Source organism: Shewanella fidelis ATCC BAA-318, from assembly GCF_000518605.1.
Lineage (GTDB): Bacteria > Pseudomonadota > Gammaproteobacteria > Enterobacterales > Shewanellaceae > Shewanella > Shewanella fidelis.
Genome location: NZ_JADX01000010.1, coordinates 252390 through 275472, shown reverse-complemented (window position 1 = coordinate 275472; position 23083 = coordinate 252390). Strand labels below are relative to the sequence as shown.

Below are 23083 nucleotides of genomic sequence, written 5' to 3'. Positions count from 1 at the left end.
CCCGCCGCTGAGCGGGGTCTCCGGCTTCGAAGGCAAGCTTCTCCGCGTTCAAGCGAGTCTGAATACTGCGTATTCAAAGCACCTCACTTTCACCCCCATGTGTTCGCTGCGCGAACCGAGTAGGACATTTCCAGGCGCTAAATAACGAAAGATGACCGAACGAACATGGGGAAATAAAAAGCCCGAACGCAGTGAGGTTCAGTTCCCATGTGGAGTAGGGTGAAGCCCTTGTGCTTATCAAACGAAGTTTGATGCAAGGGGTGAACGCGGAGAGCTTGCTCGAAGCTGGCCATTTCCAGGCTTTAAATTAAGTGAAGAAGCCACCTTATTAAGGTGGCTTTTTTGCGTTTGGGCGTTTGTAAAATACTGAACGCTAACTTATCTAGAATACAGCTACCCGTAAAGGTGGCTGCTTCACTTAAGGTAGGTAGTCGGCATAAATGCCATTCTTAGTGGTAAAGAGTCGACGTCGCCCCGCCGCTGAGCGGGACCTGAAACTGCATCCATGCGTTTCTGGCATTCGGCACATCCGTGTGCCTTGCCTCCTGCTTCGAAGGCAAGCTTCTCCGCGTTCAAGCGAGTCTGAATACTGCGTATTCAAAGCGCCTCACTTTCACCCCCATGTGTTCGCTGTGCGAACTACGAGAGTAGGTCATTTCCAGACTTTAAATTAAGTGAGAAAGTGTTTAACTTCTAATGCTATGGATGGGATAGAGGGCAGTTGCGTTTGGGCGTTTGTAAAATACTGAACGCTAACTTATCTAGAATAGGGCTATCAGTATATATGGTGCTTTTACGTGTGAGGCTAGTCTTGCGATATAAAAAAGCCAGAGAGGTTCTCTGGCTTTCTCGTTTCTATATCGTGTAAGAAGAGTTTACTTGTCTTCTTTTAACCACTGGGCTGCGCGTTTAGCGAAGTAGGTTAAGATACCATCTGCACCTGCGCGCTTAAAGCAAAGTAGTGATTCCATAACGATCGCTTTCTCTGCTAACCAACCATTTTGGATAGCAGCCATGTGCATGGCATATTCACCACTAACTTGGTAGGCAAAAGTAGGTACTGCAAGCTCTGTTTTTACACGGTGAACGATATCTAAGTATGGCATACCTGGCTTAACCATAACCATGTCTGCGCCTTCTTGAATATCCAGGGCAACCTCGTGTAAAGCTTCATCACTATTAGCTGGATCCATTTGGTAGCTGTGCTTATTGCCGCCCTTTAGGTTACCTGCTGAGCCTACTGCATCACGGAATGGTCCGTAGTAGTTTGAAGAGTATTTAGCTGAGTAAGCCATGATTTGGGTGTTTACATGACCTGCTTCTTCTAGTGCTTTGCGAATAGCGCCAATGCGGCCATCCATCATATCTGATGGTGCAACAATATCTGCACCGGCTTCTGCGTGAGATAGTGCTTGCTTCACTAGAATTTCAGTTGTGATGTCATTCATGATGTAGCCAGTTTCATCAATGATACCGTCTTGCCCATGAGTAGTGAACGGGTCAAGCGCGACGTCAGTCATAACGCCTAGCTGCGGAAATGCTTCTTTAAGGGCTCGAACTGCGCGTTGAGCTAGAGCGTCGGCATTATATGCTTCTTCAGCCATTAATGTCTTTTTCTCTGCTGGAGTAACAGGGAAAAGCGCAATTAATGGGATCCCTAGTTCTACTAGCTCTTCAGCTTCTTTTAAAAGTAGGTCGATTGACAGACGTTCAACTCCAGGCATAGAAGCGACTTGTTCTGTTCGATTATTACCTTCTAGAACAAACATTGGGTAAATTAAGTCGTTAACTGTTAACTGGTTTTCTGCCATTAGGCGACGGCTAAACTCATGTTTACGCATGCGGCGCATTCTGCGTTGTGGGTAGGCACTTGTAATAATATTCACATTTTGCTCCAGATAATGGGACATTAATTTTATTGAGGACGATATAGCCTTGAGCAATTTCGTCCTTCACTCTTAGCTTGATAGAGCGCTTGATCTGCCTGCTCTAATAGCAAGGTTGTATGTTCTTCAGAGTTAATAACTTCACTGTTCACGCCGATACTTACTGTTAGTGGAAAGCTTTGATCTCCCCAGCTAATTGGTGCAGCATTAATGGCTTTTCTAATGCTTTCGGCAACTTGTAAAGCACCTGTTTGATCAGTGTTGGGTAATATAATAGCAAACTCCTCACCGCCAAAACGTGACACTAGATCGGTTGGACGCTTTAAATTTTGCTTTAAAATATCAGCAACAACACGTAGTGCTTGATCACCAGCTAGATGGCCGTATGAATCATTTATTGTTTTGAAGTGATCTAAATCTAGCATCAAAACTGATAAAGGTGTTTGTTGTCTGCGGCTAATGCGGCCTTCCGCAAGTATTCTTTTATCGAATGAATTACGATTTTTGACCCCAGTTAGGCTGTCAACTTTCGCTTGCTCAGTCAGTTTTTGGTTGGCTTCATTCAGTTCCCTTAGTGCAATTTCCAATTCTAATGTACGTTCTTGTACTTTTTGACTGAGTTGCTCACTACTGCGCGCTTCAATACGCAGTGCTTTTTCTTTGTGTTCTTTTGCTTGTTTAGCTTGCTCTAATGCATCTTGCTGAATTTTCAACTTAGCTATGCGTTCATCGTTATAACGAATGGCCAATAAGGCTGCCATAAATATAACTTCAGTTGTTAAACCTATAATAAAAGGAGTGCTTGCGGTTAGATCTGAATTGAAAATGTTTAAGTAGAGCGCGCCAGATATTAAAGCGCCAAGCATCATACAAAACCAGCCTATAGCAAACAGTTTTGCGAGTTTATATCCTTTTATCGCTTGTGCTGTAGACATATACATTAGCATAACGCTTGCAAGCATTACTGCGTAAATGTTGAGTGTTAGTGCTGTGGTGTAGTCTAAAAACAAGCATACGATAAGTAGTAAAACAGAGGTTGCAGCACTTATCCGGCATAGACGGAGCATTGTCTGGTTATGATATTTAAAAAGCATTACTTTTTCAGAGAAAAGAAAGGCAAACATCATTGATAAACTAAGCAGTGCTGGCAATGCATAGTTTTGTATTTGTGGCCACTCTGGCCAGATAAACCTGAACGCAAGGCCATTTAGACTGGCAACAAAAAGCGTAATCGACAGTACGTAGCCCGCATAGTAGGTGTAACTGAATGAGCGAGATGTTAAAGCGATAAATAGACTGAATATGCCTATAGCGGTAAGCACCCCGAGTTGAAACCCATAAAGTGCTGTTTGCTGCTCTGCATTTTGATAGTAGGCTTCACTTGACCATAAATTTAAAGGTAGATTAGTTGCGCCTGTGCTATCTATTTTTAAGTAAAACTGATGCTTATCGAATTGCTGGCTAGCAAAAGAGTATAAGAAATTAGTACTTAAAATAGGTCTGTTTGCAAAAGGATAATGATCACCTAACTGTAACCGTTGTTCTTGCTGTCCATTTTTGAAGTGGTAAAGGCCAATAGAATCTATATGTGGATTCGTTAGCGATAAAATTAGCTGCTTTGCTTGGGAGGTTGTTTGAATGAAGTCAAATTTTAGCCAATAACTTGTATTGGCTATACCTTTGATTTGTGCTGTTCTGAATGGCTCCCATTTGATAGTCGGAGAGTTTCTAATCTCGGTAATGTTAACGTCCTGCGCCTGGTTCGCAATAACTAGCTCTGGTACTAACTTAATAGTCTCAGTTGTTTTATCACTAATAGAATGTAGTTCTTTTGCCGTTAAGATACTTGGAAATATAAGAACTATGGTAAGTAACAGGCGTTGAAAGCTGGTTGGCATTAATTTTTTAAACCAAAAAAAGTACGACTATTTAAATAAGTTTGTGCAGCAAAGTCTTCAAGGCTCTGCGCCTTGAGTGTTGCAATATATTGTGCGATATAGGGTAAGTACTTAGGTTCATTTTTACTCGACTTAGGCTTCGGTCGCATACTTCTCGGTAAAAGATAAGGGCTATCAGTTTCAATCAATATTCTATCGTTTGGTATATCAGCAACGATAGAAGCTAGTTCTTGCCCGCGGCGCTCATCGCACACCCAGCCAGTGACTCCAAGATACAGATCTTGTCCTATATAGGCGTCTAATGATTGTTTATTGCCAGTAAAGCAATGTAATAATGCTGCTGGTAGTTCGCTACGGAACTCTTTTAAGATCGCCAAGAAATCCTCATGTGCGTCACGTTCATGCATCAGTACCGGCATTTGTAATTCAACTGCGAGGGCTAACTGCTCTGCAAAGGCTTTGCGCTGCATCTCGCGAGGAGAGAAGTCTCTATTATAATCAAGGCCGCACTCACCTATTGCCAATACACATGATGCTTGGCTTAGCTCTTTCAAGGTATCGAGGCTATCAGGCTGCCATTGACTTGCATGGTGAGGATGAACACCTGCAGTGCTATAAAGCTGATTAGGAAACTGTTTACAGAGTTCTATCGCTTGCTTGCTTTCATCAATATGGCTGCCAATAACAACCATAGAGGTGACAGAATGTATCGCAGCATCATCAACTACACGTTGAATATCTTTTTCTAAAGAGCTGCCAACCAAGTTGACAGCTATATCCATGTATTGCGGCATTATTTTAAGCGCTTCACTCGAATTGTTGTATTGCGACCATCGGTGCCTAGCATAAATGAGCCTAACGCTGCTTTTTCGATATATACGGTTTGGCCATCTTTAAGCTTTAGTCTTGTTGTATCTGTTTGCTTCCAGACCTGGCCATTCGTAAAAGATATTTTAAGAACGCCTCTAGGATCTTTCGCTATTGATTTTATTTGCAGTTGTATCTTTTCAATCGTATCTTCAGTTTTATAAATCTGGCCAAAATCTTCACTTGGATTGCTTGCTATAGCTGTAGTTGTAGCAGCGGCCGTTGGCGCTGCAGCAGCTATGGTTTCTGTTGTGCTGCTTATTTTGGTTTTCGAACTTAAAGAAGATGAGATTTTGTCGTAACAAATTAGGCGTTCTAGCTTATCTTGAACCGCAGCGCACTGGGTAAGTTGAGTTTCTAACGATGCATTGGCTGTAGACGAAATTAATAATGATGTGAGGCTTAGTAGCATTAAACGAGGCTTGTTCATCTGTAACTTCCTTTTATTTTTATTAAGCAGGCTTGTAGGGGATTTTACATTTTATTGGCTTAATTAACACCGTAAAGTCAGTTTACAAATTAGCCTTAAAAACAAAAAAGGTATTATCTGAGCTTAATAAGCACGGGATAATACCTTTTGAAAAGATGACTAAAAAGCTAATTACGATTCAGATTCTTTCTGTTCATCGTGGTTTTCGTCCTCATCATCCTCATTGCCTTTACTATAAAAACGTGCGGCGATTAACCCACCTTCAAACAGAATTAGCATTGGCACAGCTAACATTGTTTGCGAGATGATATCTGGTGGCGTAAGCAGCATACCAATGACGAATGCGCCAACCACGATATATGGACGTTTTTCTTTAAGATCTTCAGGCGTTGTTACGCCAGCCCAGCAAAGCAGTACGACCGCAACAGGGATCTCAAAGGCTAAACCAAAAGCAAAAAACAGTTTTAGAATAAAGCTTAGGTAACTACTGATATCGGTAGCGACTTCTACACCAACCGGTGCAACGCTAGTAAAGAACCCGAATACAACAGGGAATACGATATAGTAGGCAAAAGCGATACCTAAATAGAACAATAATGTACTGCTTGCAAGCAGTGGCATAACCAAACGTTTTTCATGCTTATAAAGGCCTGGTGCAACGAATGACCACACTTGATAAAGGACATAGGGAATCGCTACAAAAAACGATAGCACCAATGTCAATTTAAAAGGGGCAAAAAATGGCGCTGCAACGTCAGTTGCAATCATACTGCTTGATTCAGGCAGTGCCTGCATCAAAGGAGTGGCCATATAATGGTAGATATCGTTGGCCCAGTACACCAAACAAATAAACACAAAAAGCACACTACCAATTGCTCGCAGTAGCTTAGTTCGCAACTCAAGCAAGTGACTGATTAATGGCTGCTGTTGTGACATGGACTACCCGTTAGGTTTGTCTGAATTAGCACTTGTTGTCGAGCTTGTCTCTGCAGTCGAGGTTTCTTTGGCTGGAGTAGTATCTTTCGCCGCAGGAACGTCTTCTACTTGATAAGGACGATTAACAGATTGAGCCGCTTCTTTTAATTGATCGATTGAATCCTGTAACTCTGGAGACAGGTTTTTTAACCCCTGACTCTCTGCATTTTTCAAATCAGAGTGAAGTTGCTCAATTTTAAGCTCTTGCTCTAATTCGTCTTTTACTGAGTTAGCCATTTTTTTCATGGCGCGGATCCAGCTAGAAATTGAGCGCACAGCGGTTGGGAGTCTTTCAGGGCCAAGTACTACTAGGCCCAAGATCCCAATCAGCAGCAACTCCATAAAGCCGATACCGTCGAACATAGTCGATTACGCCTGTTCTTTGCCTTTAGACTCAGCTTTTTTCTCAGCTGTCTCTGCAACTTTCGCAGTTTCTGTCACTTTTGCAGCGTCAGCAGCTGGTTTGTCAGTTGCGTTATCTTCTAAAGCCTTCTTCTCATCTTCAGAAGACATGGCGTTCTTGAAGCCCTTAACTGCACCACCTAAATCGCCGCCTAGTGAACGTAACTTCTTAGTTCCAAACAATAACACGACAATTAAAGCAATAATAAGAAGTTGCCAAATACTAATGCCACCCATGGATGAATCCTCTTAATTTAGATACTGGTTCTATTATGAACCTTTGGTTATTTAGGTCTAGCTAAATTTTGCGATTCTTTGGTCTAGATCGCCATCCGAGCACCCACAGAGTGAGGCCTATGCCAATACTGCCATAAGAGGCCCATAGTGTAGCGTCTTGGTTTAACAAAATAGTGCCGCAGATCACTAAAACAGCCGATGTAATCAAAAGATAGTTACTTTTATGAGCTTTTTGTTGATGTTTGAGATACCGATCTAACAAATTGTTTTGATTTTTAGATAGGTTGCGGCCCATTTTAAGGTTGTCATAAATTAGTTCTGGTAACTCAGGCAGATGTTCCGCCCAGTAAGGTAACTGTTTTTTAACTTTTTCAGCCATCGCTTTTGGGCCAACTTGCTCAGCCATCCACTGCTCTAAAAAGGGTTTAGCGGTTTGCCACAAGTCTAGTTGCGGATATAGCTGACGACCTAAACCTTCAATATAAAGTAAGGTTTTTTCCAGTAAGACTAATTGTGGCTGTACTACCATGTCGAATTTACGTGCGGTTCTGAATAGCTCAAGAAGCACATGGCCAAAAGATATTTCATCAAGTGGCTTGTTGAACATTGGCTCGCACACCACCTTTACTGCTTGTTCAAATGCTGCAACGTCGGTGTCGGCTGACACCCAACCTGATTCGATATACAGCTGCGCGATACGGCGGTAGTCGCGATTAAAGAAAGCTAAGAAGTTCTCTGCTAGATAACGTTTATCTTCATCGCTTAATGTGCCCATGATGCCGCAGTCTAAGCCAATATAAAAAGGATCGTTGGGATGCTCACGACTTACAAAAATATTGCCGGGATGCATATCAGCATGGAAGAAGTTATCACGGAATACTTGAGTGAAAAACAGCTCAACACCACGTTCAGCCAGCAATTTTAAATTGGTTCCTTGAGCTTCAAGTGCTGCCTTATCGGACACGGGTACACCGTCAACACGCTCCATGACAATTAAGCGTGTAAAGCATAGCTCCTCGTACATCTTCGGTATATAGAGGGCATTAGAGTCGATAAAGTTGTTACGTAGCTTAATGGCGTTTAATGCTTCAAGTTTGAGGTTGAGTTCGCCTTCAATGGTCGTACGATAATCTTCAACCACTTCAGCTGGACGTAGGCGATTGTTAGCGCCAAGCAGGCTTTCTAAAAACTCGGCTGATTGGGTCATTAATAACAGATCAGCGTGTACTTTTTGCTCAACATCTGGACGTAGTACTTTTAAGACTACTTTTTCGCCGTTTGATTTTAATGTCGCGGTATGTACTTGAGAAATTGATGCAGACGCTAGAGGGGTGTCATCAAAGTCATCGAAAAAGGTTTCAATAGGCGCACCAAGCTCTGCTTCAATTGAGGCGCGAGCAATCGCAGAGTCAAATGGTGGTACTCTGTCTTGCAGCATAGCAAGTTCTTCGGCCCACTCATCTGATAACAAGTCACGACGAGTGGATAGCATTTGGCCAAACTTGATATAAACTGGCCCTAGCTCTTGCATTGCTAGCTTTAAGCGCTCACCGCCAACCTTGTCTTTGTGTTGGTTGCGTAGCCAGAAAAAACAACCCCTTAACAGTTTAAAGTACCAAGGCGTTAACTTAGAGGGGATTAATTCATCTAATCCATATTGCAAAGCAGTACGAATGACGTGATAAGCGCGCTTGATGCTTTTTACTGTCATGGTTTCATCTTTATCCTATTAAAAAGCTGCTCAATTCGAGCGGCAACAGAGTCAACATCTTTACTTAGGTCGTCGATATTATCGCTTAAATGTATATATTCCAGCTTATGGGGAGCGAGTCGATACTCTTCTGTTGTCAGTTGCCCTAGGTGCGAGCGAGTCTTGCGTAGCACATCGGTTAAGTCTGTTTTAGCTCGCTTTAAACCTTGGCTAATAAAGTGTGTCGGTACATCACCGATATAGCGAGATAAGGGTTCAGCGAGGTCGATGTCTATTTGTTGCATGTAGTGACTAAAGGTCTGCAGCAAATTTAAATCGCCTTCAAGGCTAAGTTTATCTTGTTTAATCAACTCGGTTAGGTTGGCACCTTCAGTCAGTTGATACAGTGTGGTTACATCGGCATTAACTTTGGTTGTTACTTCACCTTCATAATGCGAGAAAACCTGGATCTCTTTGGCAAATAGAAAATATATTGGCCAGCTGAGTTGAGAAAGTTGGATACAGAGAACTTTGCCATGCAGACCACGCTGTTGAGCGTAGTCTTCAGGAGATTGTGAGATCAGCTTATTGAAACTGATCTCTATCGCGGCGCAGGCAATTAATGGCAGGTCACGAGACATAGCGAGTCCAATCAGAATTTATAACCTTTATGCAAAGCTACGATACCATCAGTCATGTTGGTGTAATTGACTTGCTCGAAGCCTGCTGCTTCCATCATTTGCTTAAGTGTCTCTTGATCAGGGTGCATACGAATAGATTCTGCTAGGTACTCGTAACTTTCCGCATCTTGAGTGATCAAAGAACCCATTTTTGGCAATACTTTAAAGCTGTACAAGTCATAAACCTTGCGCATGATTTCATGCTGAGGTCTTGAAAACTCTAGTACCAGTAGCTTGCCACCTGGCTTTAACACACGCAGCATAGATGCAATCGCAGCATCTTTATCGGTCACATTTCGTAAACCAAATGCAATGGTAATAATGTCGAAATGGTTATCAGGAAAAGGCAGTGCTTCAGCGTTAGCTTGCACGTAGTTAACATTACCCACAATGCCTTTGTCTCTTAGCTTTTCACGGCCAACTTTGAGCATTGAATCGTTAATATCTGCTAGTGTTACTTGGCCTGTTTCACCGACGATGCGAGAGAACTTAGCTGTTAAGTCGCCAGTACCGCCAGCAAGATCGAGTACTTTCATGCCTGGGCGTGCACCTGCGCTCTCGATGGTGAAGCGCTTCCACATGCGGTGGATACCAAAAGACATTACGTCATTCATAATGTCGTATTTTGCTGCGACAGAATGGAATACGCCAGCAACCATGTCTGCTTTCTTCTCTGCTTCAATGGTTTTATAACCGAAGTGAGTGCTCTTTGGAGTGTCGTCTGACATCTATCTGTTCCTATAACGTTAGCGATTAAATTGTTGCGATTGTATGTCATCACAGCGAATTGCTGAATCTTTCATCTACTACTCTGTGACGAAGGTTGACTATCCGTTTGAGGATAATAAAAAATGCGCTGTTGCGCAGAGCATCGCAAAATTGACAGCGCATTACACCACACTATTTGGCAATGTTGAATAATTATTACTGTCTATAACGCATTTATACGTGCGTTGATATACGAGTAGATCAACTCACTTAAACTTTGGCCCGTTTCTCGGTGCCCTGCAGCTTCCCCAGCTACGTGACAACTCGGTGCTGCTTCAGCTAAATGTAAGTATACACTTGGGCAATGTTTGCCTATGTAATTGACATATTTTAGCGCATCTAACAATGGGATCCCTGCGGCGGTTGAAGCGCTACTTGGCATATTGGTTATAGCATCGACATCAAGCTCTATGGCAACGGGAGATTGAGTGTTATTCAACTGCTTTGCGATTTGTTTTAATGCCGTTTCTAGGCTGAGCTCTTGGCGAATCCAAATTTGCTGAAGAGAATGCCACTGAGCGCCAAATGTTTCTAACTGCGCTAATGTTGCTTCACTATTTTTAAGTTCATGCAAGCCTAGTACATGGTAGTAACCTAATGCACCTGAAGCTGCTGCGTAGCTAAAACCATTGCCACTGTGACGACCCTCTTTAGGTCTAAAGTCTGAGTGAGGATCTAAGTTTACCGCTGCAATTGGACGTTTAAAGCTGGCTTTAGCAGCCATGAGCAAGCCATAAGCATTATTGTGACCACCACCGATAACGATCGGCTCTAACCCTGAATCGAAGATTGATGTTAGTACAGTTATGACACGTTCATCTAATTTAGCGACTTGATCACGCAGCTGTTCTGTAGTGCTTTGCGTATCAAGTTGCAGATCTTGAGTGCTGATTTGCCCGAGTATTAAGCACTCTTTACCATTGAAAAAACGATTAGACTGTAAGTTTAGAAATTGTGCCATAGCACTTTCAAAGGCATTGGTGGCACCACCACGGCCAAGGTTGGCTCGTGGGCCAATATCTTCGCCAATGCCTAAAATAACAAAACGAGCACCGTTAGCTTTAGCCTGAGCTAAGTTATCGGCAAGATTGCAACTTGTTATTGGCAACTGAGCTTGTTGGCCAACCTTAATTTCACCCTCACGAGTTGTGATAAGGTCTTGTCGCTTGTCTTCGGTAAACAATGATAGGTGCAGCATAATATTGTTCTTATTGTTAGCTTTGATGTGACCTAGTTTAAGCTGATAATTTTTGCCTGCAAGTGATAGTGATTTTTGTGGGATTGTTCAGGTGTAAAAAAGCCAGTCACGAAGACTGGCTTTAAATGAGTATAGCGCAGGTGGAAATCACTGCGATTTAGTCGATATCTAATGGCTCTGGCGAGAGGATAATGCCGGTATTGTCAGCGTAAACATGATCACCAGGTAAGAAAGTTACACCACCGAAGTTAACCGGGATCTCTAGCTCACCAATGGCATTGCTGTCAGCACCAACTGGAATTGACGCTAAAGCTTGAATACCAATATCTAAGTCTTCTAATGCATCAACATCACGCACAGTTCCATAAACGATGATACCTTCCCAGTTATTTTCAACCGCTTTAGCAGCAATATTTGCATCTAGTAATGCACGACGAAGTGAACCACCGCCATCAATTAGGAGTACTTTACCTTCACCATCTTCCTGAACAGCATCTATGATTAGACCGTTATCTTCAAAACACTTAATGGTGCTAATAGAACCACCAAAAGAGTTACACCCGCCATAATTACTGAACATGGGTTCGACAACATCAACAACATCGATATAAGTGTCACAAAGTTCTGAGGTGTTGTATTCCATAAGAACACTCCTGATAGATAAGACGCCCAGCTGCCCGAGCAAACAAGTAATTGCACTCAGTATATAAGGGATTCTTAAAAAGAAAAGCGTTATCAATCACGCAATTGCTTAATATCAACCCACTCAACATGGTTGTAGTAATTTTTCATCGGTTAGGTTAAATAAAGTACAAAAACATGATTGATGTCATTATTTGACGGTTTTTTATTACAGTTTGTATGGGTTTTTGTTAGCATGGTGTCAGTTAAAATCGCTATAAACTTTAAATTTTATCCGCTTTAGGGGCACGGACCCCCCAATTAGCTTAAGGAAGGCATAGGGCCAGCAAAAGGTGCCTTATGGAAGCAGTGAACACGATTGAAATCATTGGATATGCCGCATCAGTTATGGTGGCTATATCACTTATGATGAAAGACATTATCTGGCTTAGATGCCTGAACTTTACCGGTTGTAGTTTATTCGTTATTTATGGCGCTTCGATAGAGGCTTGGCCGGTGGCCGGAATGAATGCTTTTGTTGCCTGTATTAACGTATATCACTTAGTTAAGTTATATCGAAATCGTAATAGCGCTCAGCTCGCATCGTAAGCCACTTATGCACCAGCTTAAAGCTGGTGCGCTTCGTTTTCCCCTCCTGCAAGTTTTACAAGCTGGCATTCGCTGGTCTTGTTGTCATAAAAATTTAGATCTGTTGTCACCTTGACGTCATGGACTTTTCATAGCTTGCCTAGCTAAGAAGCGCAGGGGGCTAAAATGACTTCAATAAAGCAACTCGATAGCAAGCTCTATCGATATATAGTGCAACTAGGCCAGCAACATCGACTACAGCCAATGGCGCTTAAGGTGTCTGCCTCTGGAAATGGTCCAGCTTACTTATATCTAGCTGTCGCATGTTTAGTATTTGATCGCCATCATGAGTCATTGTTATATGCCATGTTGGTTGCTTATCTTGTTGAGCTACCTTTGTATTTCGTACTAAAAAACATGATCCGCCGCCCGAGGCCATGCCATGCATTAGCTGATGACTCGGCAATGATTGAACCTGCTGATAAATTTAGTTTACCTTCGGGTCATACCGCTGCCGCATTTGTCATGGCCGCAAGCATCTACTTTGTTTATCCCCAACTTTTTTATATTGCTGCGACTTGGGCTGTGGCCATTGGTTTATCGCGTGTGGTGCTTGGTGTGCACTATCCACTCGATATTGTTGCTGGGGCCACTCTTGGCATCGTGTCGGTCTTAATCGCTCAGCAAATGATTTAGGAGAGTAACTTGCGAATTCTATATGGTGTGCAGGGCACAGGTAATGGTCATTTAAGTCGAGCAAGAGTTATGGCTCAAGCGCTGCATAAACAAGGCGTTGATGTGGATTTCTTTTTTTCGGGTCGCAGTGCTGAGCAGTTTTTTGACATGCAGTGTTTTGGGCAATATCAGGTGCAGTCAGGGCTAACCTTTGCCACAGAACGCGGTAGAGTCAGCATAGCAAAAACAGCTAAACAAAATGCATGGCTAGGCTTTTTAAAAGATGTCAAAGGTTTAGATTTAACCGACTATGATTTAGTCCTGAATGACTTTGAACCTGTGTCTGCGTGGGCGGCAAAAAATCAAGGCGTGCCTTCTATCGGTATCAGTCATCAAGCTGCACTTAACTTTCCCGTACCTAAAGTTGGCGATAACTGGTTTAACGAGATGATGCTCAATTATTTTGCCCCAGTCGATATTGCTTTGGGCTGTCATTGGCATCATTTTGGTTTTCCTATTTTGCCACCTTTTGTCGAGGTTGATGTTGTTGAACAGCAACTTGCTCACCAAATTTTGGTGTATTTACCTTTTGAGGCTGCAGATGAAATAGTGAGTTTTCTCGCGCCCTTTAATGACTACACTTTTTTGATTTATCACGCAAATACACCCTCTAAGGTAACACCAGAGCACATTAAGTGGCACGGTTTTGACCGCGTGGGTTTTAAATCGGCAATGGCCAGTTGTGGTGGTGTGATAGGTAATGCAGGCTTTGAGTTGGCGAGTGAGGCATTAACTTTAGGTAAAAAACTGCTGATAAAGCCTTTGCTTGGCCAATTTGAGCAGTTATCGAATGTTGCTGCATTAGAGTTGCTCGGTGCCGCGGAATGCATGAAAACCCATTTAGATCCGCAAGTACTTAGACGCTGGCTAAAGGCACCAATGCCTGAAGCTATTCATTATCCGGAAGTGGGTGATGCTTTAGTTACGTGGCTATTAAAAGGTGATTGGAGCCAACCGGAAAAGTTGTGCCAATCGCTGTGGCAAGAGGTTGAACTTCCGCTGAGTTGGCAGAAAAAAAGCCCGTAATTTTACTCACACAGATTGGTATTAGTTCGAGTGTAGCGAGGTATAATTAGGCCTATCGATGAGCCACGAGTTTATTTAATACACTATGCAACTTAAACCGTTAGCTAAAGGGCGTTTTCAGTCTTTATGGCAGCAAGAGCATGACGCTATTGAGCAGATAATGCATCAATGCATTACCGAAACTAAAACCGTTGCCGCAAATTATAAGTTAATGCAGCAAGGGCAGCCTGTTACCTCACTTGTTTTTGTTGCGAGTGGCAAAATCTCAATGGGGTATGCAGCCAGAAATGGTCGTTGCTTTCAGCTTGGCACCATGGCTTGTGACTCTCAGCTTTTTGGTGAGATGGAGTTTTTTAGCGGCTATCACTGTCAGCTTGATATCATTGCGGAAGAAGCGTTAGAAATTGCGATTATTAATGGTGAGAAACTGCAGCAAGCTTTGCTAAAAGAGCCTAAATTCGCGCTGTTTTTTGCCAGCGCAATTGCTATTGATTATCAAGACACAATAGATATGTTGACTCGTCGCATGCTGTATCCCATTGCCTACAATATTGCTTATGATTTGTATCAGCAGCACTTGAATGAGCAACCTGTTGCTGGATTTAATAAGTGTTACTTAGAAGCCGAACGCTTCGCAACTACTGATAGAGTATATCGCCGCGCAGTCAAAAAACTCGAGGAGCTGCAGTTAATTAAGCGTGATAAAGAAGGGCTTATTATTCAAGACTTAGCCGGACTTAAAGCCTTTATTGAATAGCTCCAGTTGCATAACAAAACTGGAGCTATATTTCAGCTAGCTTGGCAAATTAACGAGTTTAGTTACTCGTGCTTTACTGGCAGGCAGTTTCTAAAGCTAACTCAATCATGTTATTGAAGGTTAGTTGGCGTGCTTCTGCTGTGGTTTCTTCACCAGTCAAACAGTGATCAGATACAGTTAAAATCGCTAATGACTCAAAACCTTTGTGATGCGCAAGTCCGTATAAACCGGCCACTTCCATATCAACCCCTAGCACGCCAAAACGCTCAAGTGCAGGGATCATATCTTCATCAGGATCGTAGTACATGTCACCACTGAACACGTTACCTACTTTTACGTTGATCTGTTTTTGCTGAGCAATCATGTAGGCTTTGTGCAGCAACTCAAAAGTTGCTGATGTTGCCATTTGATAGCCACTGCTGCGCTTAGCATTGGTTGGTGAATCAGTACCTGCTGCCTGGGCTAAAATCACATCATTAATTTTTACATGTTGCTGAGTGGCGCCAAGGCTACCGACACGAATAATACGCTTCACGCCAAAATCAGCGACTAACTCGTGAGCATAAAGCACCATAGATGGAATGCCCATACCGTGGCCCATAACCGAAATGCGTTGGCCCTTGTAAAAGCCCGTAAAGCCAAGCATGTTGCGAATATTAGTCACTTCCACCGCATCTTCTAGGAAGTTTTCTGCGATGTATTTAGCGCGTAGTGGGTCACCAGGCATGATGATGGTTTCTGCGAAATCACCAAGTTTACCGTTGATATGTGCTGTCATGAGTTATCCTCTTTTTTCAATGCAGGTGATATTAAATGGCATCAGCAAAGGCTTAGAGGACTTAAGTCCGCATTGGCAAATTTTGCCAGTTTTTAGCTCAGGGGATAACGAATACTCGTACTAAAAATGCGTATTCAATTTTTGGGGAGAACAACAAAAAGGATCACCTAATTAGGTTTAAGTGACCCTAGACAAGCTTATATAAGCTTACTTGTGATACTTAACAGCCATATCGATCAATGGCTCACGGCTAGCTTTAGCTGCACGCAAACGAGCAAGATACTTTTCCCATAAGTCGAGTTGGTGTGTTGCAAGGTCGTGTAATACTTTCCACGAGAACAGCCCTGTATTATGGCCATCATCAAAAGTGATTTTTACCGCGTAATTTCCAACAGGTTCGATCGCAGTGATATTGACGTTTTTCTTATGGGTAACAAGCACCGGATTACCGTGACCATGCACTTCTGCTGAAGGCGAGTAAACGCGCAGCATCTCACAGCTTAGCTGGTGGGTTTCACCGTTATCGAAACTCATTTCAAGTTGGCGAGATTTACGTTTTAGCTTAAGGGCTACCACATTAGGTGTGCTGTTATCTTGAGTCATCTTTGTAACCGACATGATTTTACGAGTATTTAGAAACAGAATAGCGGTTAAGGAGCATATTGTCCTTAACCGCTATCACTAATTTAGCCATTATTTGGTTAAGCTGAGCTTAAAGAATAAAGCGGCTTAGATCTTCGTCTTGAACTAGGTTATCTAGGTGTGCTTTAACATATTCGGCATCGATAACTGAAACAGAACCAGACTTGTCAGAGGCTTCATAAGAAAGCTCTTCCATTAAACGCTCCATCACAGTATGTAAGCGACGTGCACCAATGTTTTCAGTGCGTTCGTTTACTTGCCAAGCAGCTTCAGCAATAGCGTCGATCCCGTCTTCAGTAAATTCTACTGTTACGCCTTCAGTCGCCATAAGCGCAATATATTGCTCAGTTAATGACGCATGTGGCTCAGTCAAAATACGTTTAAAGTCACCAGCTGATAGGGCATCTAGCTCTACACGGATCGGTAAACGACCTTGCAGCTCAGGGATCAAATCCGACGGCTTAGACATCTGGAATGCACCCGAGGCAATAAACAAAATATGGTCGGTTTTAACCATGCCGTGTTTAGTGTTAACCGTACAACCTTCAACTAAAGGCAGAAGATCGCGTTGCACACCTTCACGAGAAACATCTGGGCCTGATGACTCACCGCGCTTACAGATCTTATCAATCTCATCAAGGAACACGATACCGTGTTGCTCAACTAGCTCAATTGCTTGCTCTTTTAAATCTTCTTGGTTTACTAACTTAGCCGCTTCTTCTTCAATCAATAGCTTGAATGCTTCTTTGATTGGCATTTTACGGCGCTTACTGGCACCTGGCCCCATGTTTTGGAACAGGCTCTGTAATTGGTTAGTCATCTCTTCCATGCCCGGAGGAGACATGATCTCGATCCCTGCTTGTGGGGCAGCTATATCGATTTCGATCTCTTTATCATCTAGCTGACCTTCGCGTAATTTTTTACGGAAGATCTGGCGTGTTGCGCTGTCGTCAGACTTTTCGCTGTCCCAATCTTCTTTCGGCTTAGGCAGAAGTGCATCTAAAATACGCTCTTCAGCCGCTTCTTCTGCGCGGAACTTGCACTTTGTTATTTGCTCTTCACGAGTCAGCTTGATAGCTGAATCGGTAAGATCGCGAATGATCTGTTCAACTTCTTTACCTACATAGCCCACTTCAGTGAACTTAGTCGCTTCCACTTTAATAAATGGCGCTTTTGCAAGGCGAGCTAAACGACGAGCAATCTCAGTTTTACCTACACCAGTAGGACCAATCATAAGAATGTTTTTTGGTGTTACTTCTTGACGTAGATCTGCAGCTAGCTGCATACGGCGCCAGCGGTTACGCAGTGCAATAGCAACAGAACGTTTAGCTTTTTGTTGGCCGATAATGTGGCTGTCTAGTTCGTGAACAATTTCACGTGGTGTCATTTCAGACATATTCTTTCCTCATGCTTTACAGCATTGTTACTCAGCACTTTGGCTTAGTATTTTAATTCTTCAATAGTCTTAAATTGGTTGGTAAATACACAGATGTTACCAGCAATTGTTAGCGATTTTTCAGCAATCTCAAGTGCACTTAAGTCTGTATTTTCAAGTAGTGCAGTTGCAGCTGATTGGGCAAAGTTGCCGCCAGAACCAATCGCAATAAGATCATTTTCAGGCTGAACCACATCACCGTTACCGGTAATGATTAATGAAGATTCAGCATCGGCCACAGCAAGCAAAGCTTCAAGTTTGCGCAGTACTTTATCCGAGCGCCAGTCTTTAGCCATTTCAACAGCTGCACGCATTAGGTGACCTTGGTGCATTTCAAGTTTAGCTTCGAAACGCTCGAATAGGGTGAATGCATCGGCTGTACCGCCAGCAAAGCCAGCCAGTACCTTGTTGTGGTACAAACGACGAACTTTTCTAGCATTGCCTTTCATAACGGTGTTACCGAGAGAAACTTGGCCATCACCGGCGATAACTACTTGGTTATTTCGGCGTACTGATACGATAGTGGTCACAATAAATCCTCTTCTCTAGCCAGCGACATTATGCCTGCTGGTTGACGATAATAGAGATATGGGGATGCTGATTTGAATATCAAGGGGAGCCCAGACTTAGGGCATAAAAAAACGCTGCACAGGGCAGCGTTTTTATTTGGATAAGTGACTTATCCTTCCCAGAACCAGATTTGGCAACCATTGGTTCCGTTATTTTGTAGCACATGACGTTGTCTTTCAGCATCGCGCTTTTTGTCATAAGGACCTAGCACGACTTTGTACCAAACGCCGCTACTGCCTGTAGCCTTACGTACTTGTGCCTCTAAACCTTGGAAAGCAATAATCGCTTTCAGTTCATTAGCCTGCGACTCTTTTCTAAATGAGCCACATTGCATTTGGTAAGGACGTTTAGGTTTGTTTGATACTTCTGGAAGATCAACTTCAACCTTTTTATTTTCTAACTCTTCAAGATAGGTCCATTCTTCTTTTGGTACCGGAGGAAGCGCATCTGGATCTTTCTTAACAGGTTTTTTCTTTGGTTGCTCAACAACGACTGGAGCAGCCGTTTCTGGCTCATCTGAACTGCTTAAAATCCACAGTAAATAACCAAAGCTAGCAATACCTGCAAGCGTGATCAGCCCTAGCAAAATTGGAAAGCGCTTAGGGGCGCTTCCGTTTGAGCTCTTTTTGCGAGCGCTGTTCTTACCTTTTCGAGCAGGCTTACGATTTGCATAATCACGATTTGTCATGAGCTAAAGCTTACATCCGTTCTAAAGTTTCTAGACCAAGAAGATTTAAGCCTTGTTTTATTGTCTTAGCGGTAAGCTGTGATAACAATAAACGGCTCTTTTTAAGCTCTTCTGACTCAGCTGCTAGCACAGGACATGCTTCGTAGAAGCTTGAGAATGCACCTGCAAGTTCGAATAGGTAACCACATAGAGCATGCGGCTGACCTTTATCAATCATACGCGCCATGACTTCGCCAAACTGAGCAAGCTTAGTACCTAGATCCTTCTCTTTCTCATGCTCTAAGATGATTTTCGCGTCGCTTAAATCAACGTCTTGAGCACGCTTGAAGATCCCCGCTACACGAGTGTAAGCGTATAGTAGGTACGGCGCTGTGTTACCTTCAAAGCTAAGCATTTGCTCAAAGCTGAAGATGTAATCACTTGCGCGGTTCTTAGAAAGGTCGGCATATTTAACTGACGCAATACCCACAACACGGGCAATCTCAGCAAGTTCAGCTTCATCCATTTCTGGATTTTTGCTACGAACAAGTTCTAGTGCACGAGTATCTGCTTCTTTTAGCAGATCAATAAGCTTAACTACACCACCAGAGCGGGTTTTGAATGGACGACCATCTTCGCCGTTCATGGTACCAAAGCCCATGTGCTCGAAACTCATTTCTTCGCGAACAAACTTCGCAGTTTTAGCGAGTTTGAATACTTGCTGGAAGTGCAGTGCTTGACGTAAATCAACGAAGTACAGCGCGCGATCGGCCTTTAGGACGTTCGAGCGGTAACGCATTGCAGCTAAATCGCTGGTGGCATATAGGTAACCGCCATCGGCTTTTTGGATAATAACCGGTAGAGGCTCGCCTTCTTTGTTTTTGAATTCGTCTTGGAAAACAACTTTCGCCCCATTGCTTTCTGACAATAGGCCTTGTGCATCAAGATCGGCAACCACTTGAGGTAGATCGCTGTTATAAGCGCTTTCACCGCGAACATCTGCGCGAGTTAAACTTACACCTAAGCGCTCATACAGTTCATGGCAGTGGCTTAGCGAAATATCATTAAATTCGCGCCATAGTTTGTTGCAGTACTCATCGCCTGATTGCAGTTCAACAACCAGCTTACGGGCACGAGTGGCAAATTCTTCAGATTCGTCAAAACGGACTTTTGCAGCGCGGTAGAATGTCTCTAGATCAGCCAGTTCCATTTTTGCTTGCTCGCCATTGGCAGCTTGAAGCTCTTCCATGTACGCAAGCAGCATACCAAACTGAGTACCCCAGTCGCCTACGTGGTTTTGACGAATAACCTTGTGGCCCATAAATTCAAGGGCGCGTACCACACTGTCACCAATAATGGTTGAACGTAGGTGGCCTACGTGCATCTCTTTCGCTAGGTTAGGTGATGAGTAGTCAACCACTACAGTTTGTGGTGCTGGTAGCTCGATGCCCAAAGTATCGCTGTTTAATGCAGCCATCAATTGGTTAGCAAGGGCATTATCATCAATAAAAAAGTTGATAAAACCTGGACCTGCGATCTCTACTTTTTCAACATGGGCTGAAGTTGGTAGGTTATCAATTAGCAGTTGTGCAATTTCACGAGGATTTTTACCAGCAGCTTTAGTTAGCATCATTGCCAAGTTAGTTGCAAAATCACCGTGGCTTTTATCTTTCGTTCGGTCAACTTGAATACGAGCTTCAAAGTCTGCAGGAACAATCCCTTGTTGTTTAAGGGCATTTAAAGATTCAGCGAGTAAAGATTGAGTATGTGATTTCATTGGCGTTTAATCGACACTTACATAAAGAAAAATAATAAGGAGTAACCGACTATTTTAGCCGCTAGTGGCGGTGAATTACTATCCTCTAGCGAACTTTTTCTGCATTGAAGCGAATAAAGTCGATTTAGAGCAGATCTTGTGGATCTCTATCGATACTCCAACGACATTTTTTAGCCAGTGGTAGTTGCTCTATTTGTGGCAATGCGCGCTCAAATTCTGCCTGAAGTCGATTACGGTTTTTGGTTTGAAATAGCAGCTGACGCCGATACTTTCCAGCCTTTCTATCTAGCGGTGCAGGCATAGGCCCGATCACTTCGCACTCATCATCTTGCGGTAGTAATGCACCTATTTGACTCAATAAGTTGTCAGCATCGATTGCTTGATGGGCCTCCGCGCGAATGAGCACCATGTGCCACGCAGGTGGTAAAAGAGCTTGAGTGCGCTCAAATAACTGATTGCGAGCGAACTCACCATAGCCTTTATGCATCAGTTCGCGCAGCATGGCATTGTCACTTTGGTGGGTTTGCAGTAATACCGTACCGGGTTTTGTTGCGCGACCGGCTCGACCTGAAACCTGTGTATAGAGCTGGCCAAAGCGTTCAGGCGCTCTAAAGTCGGCACTAAACAGAGCGCCATCTACATCGAGCAGTCCTACTAAAGTGACATCTGGAAAATGATGGCCTTTGGCTAACATCTGCGTGCCGACCAGAATTTTATATTCACCTTTATGAATTGCATTAAGGTGGCTTTCTAGTGAGCCTTTATTACGAGTGGTGTCACGGTCGATACGCACCACAGGGTGGTTTGGAAACTCTTTTTCTAAAAATGAGGCCAGTTGCTCTGTGCCCACGCCTTGGCCTGCAAGCATGGTACTGCCACAGCTGTGACACTGCCTTGGGATTGCATATTGATTACTGCAGTGGTGGCAGCGAATTTCACCCAGTGCTTGGTGCACTGTAAAAAAGGCATCGCAGCGATCACACTCATGCAGGTGGCCACACTCATGGCAAATTAGCGCTGGGGCAAAACCACGGCGGTTTAAAAATAAGATCACCTGATTACCAGCATCGAGGTGAATACGCATCTCATTTAATAACGCGTGGGATACTCCTGAGCGCAGTGGCTGATTGCGAATATCGATAATACCTTGGCGGACCTTTTCAGCGGCACCAGCACGTTTACCTAAATGCAGATGTTGGTAGCGTCCATTTAAGGCATTTTGTAATGTTTCTAGTGACGGTGTCGCAGTGCCTAATAGCACCGGAATTTGTTCCAAATGGCCGCGCATCACGGCTAAATCACGGGCGTGATAACCTACGCCCTCTTGCTGTTTAAAGCTGGCGTCGTGTTCTTCATCTAAAATGATCACGCCAGGATAAAGCATTGGCGTGAACAGTGCAGACCGCGTGCCGATAATAATTGCCGCTTCGCCTGATTTGGCTTGGCGCCACGCATCCAATCTTTGATTGTCGGTAAGGCCTGAATGGATCACTGCGACTTTAACGTTGAATCTGCGTCTAAAGCGGTTAATCGTTTGCGGTGTTAGGCCGATTTCCGGCACCAGAATCAAGGCTTGTTTACCTTTTCTGAGTATGGTTTCAAGCATCGCCAGATAGACTTCTGTCTTACCTGAGCCGGTGATCCCTTCTAGTAAGGTGCAATGGTAACCAGACTGCTGCGTTAATGTTGCCACAGCAATAGCTTGCTCGGGGTTTAGCCTATGTGGCTCCTCAGTCATTTCAAGCGCATTGCGCCAGCTTAAATCACTCTCAAGTATGCGTGTTTTTTTCTCAATCCAGCCTTTGTCATCTAGGGCTTTAACCGCAGCTTTGCTTAAGTCTAAACTGGTGATTTCGCTAAGCTCTAAATCGCGCTCACGTAGACTATGTAATAGCTTTCTTTGTGCAGGTGCGCGATTTAATTGATTGATATCGGCTTCTTTGCCTGCCTGAGTTAGGGTCCAGAAACTGATATTAGACGCTTTGACTTCAGCGCCTTTGCGCAGCGCAACAGGAATGGCTTGTGACAGCATCTGTCCTAAGCTACAAAAATAATACCTAGCCGCCCAAGCGGTGAGTTTATAAAGCGTTTCAGGCAATAGTGGTTCAGTGTCTAAAATGGCCACTATAGGTTTGATCTGTTTAGGTGTTAGCGAACAGGTATCTGTTACCGCTGTAATTAAACCTATTAACTGTTGGCGACCAAAGGGCACCTGAACACGCATACCTTTTTGCGGTGTAATGCTGATATGTTCAGGGACTTGGTAGCTAAAGTTTTGTCGCATGGGTACAGGAAGGGCGACTTCAACAAACAAAGACATAGGTTTACTATTTTGCAAGGAAATTAACTTAAGTGTACCGAGGCAATGAAACTAGAGCCAGTGACATTTGCTTTTATTCGCTTTAGCCCTGTTTTAATTTGGCCTGTAATATTTCTGTTAGTTGCTAAAAACCAGC

23 protein-coding genes are annotated in these 23083 nt (G+C 43.4%); 4 read left to right on the top strand and 19 right to left on the bottom strand.

What is annotated here, in order from left to right; translation table 11 throughout:
- Nucleotides 1–875 precede the first annotated feature (875 nt).
- From hemB to rraA, 12 genes are all read right to left on the bottom strand, one after another.
- Nucleotides 876–1886, bottom strand: coding sequence for a porphobilinogen synthase (gene hemB, locus L884_RS0105990; RefSeq protein ID WP_028766639.1), 1011 nt, complete (start codon nt 1884–1886; stop codon nt 876–878).
- A gap of 29 nt (nt 1887–1915) precedes the next feature.
- Nucleotides 1916–3784, bottom strand: a complete 1869-nt coding sequence (locus tag L884_RS0105985) for a sensor domain-containing diguanylate cyclase (RefSeq protein ID WP_028766638.1) — start codon at nt 3782–3784, stop codon at nt 1916–1918.
- Nucleotides 3784–4578, bottom strand: a complete 795-nt coding sequence (locus L884_RS0105980; RefSeq protein ID WP_028766637.1) for a TatD family hydrolase — start codon at nt 4576–4578, stop codon at nt 3784–3786. Before L884_RS0105980 ends, L884_RS0105985 begins: the two co-directional genes overlap by 1 nt.
- Complete coding sequence (locus tag L884_RS0105975) at nt 4578–5081, bottom strand: hypothetical protein (RefSeq protein WP_028766636.1); 504 nt, start codon at nt 5079–5081, stop codon at nt 4578–4580. The genes L884_RS0105980 and L884_RS0105975 overlap by 1 nt, the downstream gene beginning before the upstream one ends.
- Nucleotides 5082–5252: 171 nt before the next feature.
- Complete coding sequence (gene tatC, locus L884_RS0105970; RefSeq protein WP_028766635.1) at nt 5253–6017, bottom strand: twin-arginine translocase subunit TatC; 765 nt, start codon at nt 6015–6017, stop codon at nt 5253–5255.
- A gap of 3 nt (nt 6018–6020) precedes the next feature.
- On the bottom strand, nt 6021–6419 hold the full coding sequence (tatB, locus tag L884_RS0105965) for a Sec-independent protein translocase protein TatB (RefSeq protein ID WP_028766634.1): 399 nt from the start codon (nt 6417–6419) through the stop codon (nt 6021–6023).
- Between the two features lie 6 nt (nt 6420–6425).
- Nucleotides 6426–6695, bottom strand: a complete 270-nt coding sequence (tatA, locus tag L884_RS0105960; protein WP_028766633.1) for a Sec-independent protein translocase subunit TatA — start codon at nt 6693–6695, stop codon at nt 6426–6428.
- 61 nt (nt 6696–6756) lie between these two features.
- The gene (ubiB, locus tag L884_RS0105955; RefSeq protein ID WP_028766632.1) at nt 6757–8406 is read right to left on the bottom strand and encodes a ubiquinone biosynthesis regulatory protein kinase UbiB; all 1650 of its coding nucleotides are present in this window, start codon (nt 8404–8406) and stop codon (nt 6757–6759) included.
- A complete protein-coding gene (locus L884_RS0105950; protein ID WP_028766631.1) occupies nt 8403–9026 on the bottom strand; it encodes a ubiquinone biosynthesis accessory factor UbiJ in 624 nt (207 codons plus the stop codon). Before L884_RS0105950 ends, ubiB begins: the two co-directional genes overlap by 4 nt.
- Nucleotides 9027–9037: 11 nt before the next feature.
- The gene (ubiE, locus tag L884_RS0105945) at nt 9038–9793 is read right to left on the bottom strand and encodes a bifunctional demethylmenaquinone methyltransferase/2-methoxy-6-polyprenyl-1,4-benzoquinol methylase UbiE (protein ID WP_028766630.1); all 756 of its coding nucleotides are present in this window, start codon (nt 9791–9793) and stop codon (nt 9038–9040) included.
- Nucleotides 9794–9996: 203 nt separating this feature from the next.
- Nucleotides 9997–11031, bottom strand: a complete 1035-nt coding sequence (locus L884_RS0105940) for a formimidoylglutamase (protein ID WP_028766629.1) — start codon at nt 11029–11031, stop codon at nt 9997–9999.
- A gap of 157 nt (nt 11032–11188) precedes the next feature.
- Complete coding sequence (gene rraA / locus L884_RS0105935) at nt 11189–11674, bottom strand: ribonuclease E activity regulator RraA (protein WP_028766628.1); 486 nt, start codon at nt 11672–11674, stop codon at nt 11189–11191.
- Between the two features lie 338 nt (nt 11675–12012).
- Here rraA and L884_RS0105930 point away from each other — a divergent pair, with 338 nt between their 5' ends.
- From L884_RS0105930 to L884_RS0105915, 4 genes are all read left to right on the top strand, one after another.
- Nucleotides 12013–12261 (top strand): YgjV family protein, encoded by a 249-nt coding sequence (locus L884_RS0105930; RefSeq protein ID WP_028766627.1) that lies wholly within the window; start codon nt 12013–12015, stop codon nt 12259–12261.
- A gap of 165 nt (nt 12262–12426) precedes the next feature.
- A complete protein-coding gene (locus L884_RS0105925) occupies nt 12427–12936 on the top strand; it encodes a phosphatase PAP2 family protein (protein ID WP_028766626.1) in 510 nt (169 codons plus the stop codon).
- A gap of 9 nt (nt 12937–12945) precedes the next feature.
- Nucleotides 12946–14001: an MJ1255/VC2487 family glycosyltransferase gene (locus tag L884_RS0105920; protein ID WP_028766625.1), complete on the top strand. Its 1056-nt coding sequence runs from the start codon at nt 12946–12948 to the stop codon at nt 13999–14001.
- An 85-nt stretch (nt 14002–14086) separates the two neighbouring features.
- A complete protein-coding gene (locus L884_RS0105915) occupies nt 14087–14758 on the top strand; it encodes a Crp/Fnr family transcriptional regulator (RefSeq protein WP_028766624.1) in 672 nt (223 codons plus the stop codon).
- 73 nt (nt 14759–14831) lie between these two features.
- On the opposite strand, the gene deoD is transcribed toward L884_RS0105915, so the two are convergent.
- The 7 genes from deoD to priA all read right to left on the bottom strand — a co-directional run bounded on the left by deoD (nt 14832) and on the right by priA (nt 22947).
- Nucleotides 14832–15536 (bottom strand): purine-nucleoside phosphorylase, encoded by a 705-nt coding sequence (deoD, locus tag L884_RS0105910; protein WP_028766623.1) that lies wholly within the window; start codon nt 15534–15536, stop codon nt 14832–14834.
- Nucleotides 15537–15743: 207 nt separating this feature from the next.
- Nucleotides 15744–16139, bottom strand: coding sequence for a gamma-butyrobetaine hydroxylase family protein (locus L884_RS0105905; RefSeq protein ID WP_028766622.1), 396 nt, complete (start codon nt 16137–16139; stop codon nt 15744–15746).
- A 109-nt stretch (nt 16140–16248) separates the two neighbouring features.
- Nucleotides 16249–17574, bottom strand: a complete 1326-nt coding sequence (hslU, locus tag L884_RS0105900) for an ATP-dependent protease ATPase subunit HslU (protein WP_028766621.1) — start codon at nt 17572–17574, stop codon at nt 16249–16251.
- A gap of 44 nt (nt 17575–17618) precedes the next feature.
- Nucleotides 17619–18143 carry an ATP-dependent protease subunit HslV gene (gene hslV, locus L884_RS0105895; RefSeq protein ID WP_028766620.1) on the bottom strand — a complete coding sequence of 175 codons (525 nt, stop codon included), beginning with the start codon at nt 18141–18143 and terminating at the stop codon, nt 17619–17621.
- A 149-nt stretch (nt 18144–18292) separates the two neighbouring features.
- Nucleotides 18293–18871, bottom strand: a complete 579-nt coding sequence (locus L884_RS0105890; protein WP_028766619.1) for an SPOR domain-containing protein — start codon at nt 18869–18871, stop codon at nt 18293–18295.
- Nucleotides 18872–18881: 10 nt separating this feature from the next.
- A complete protein-coding gene (gene argS / locus L884_RS0105885) occupies nt 18882–20627 on the bottom strand; it encodes an arginine--tRNA ligase (RefSeq protein ID WP_028766618.1) in 1746 nt (581 codons plus the stop codon).
- 124 nt (nt 20628–20751) lie between these two features.
- A complete protein-coding gene (priA, locus tag L884_RS0105880; protein ID WP_028766617.1) occupies nt 20752–22947 on the bottom strand; it encodes a primosomal protein N' in 2196 nt (731 codons plus the stop codon).
- Nucleotides 22948–23083 lie beyond the last annotated feature (136 nt).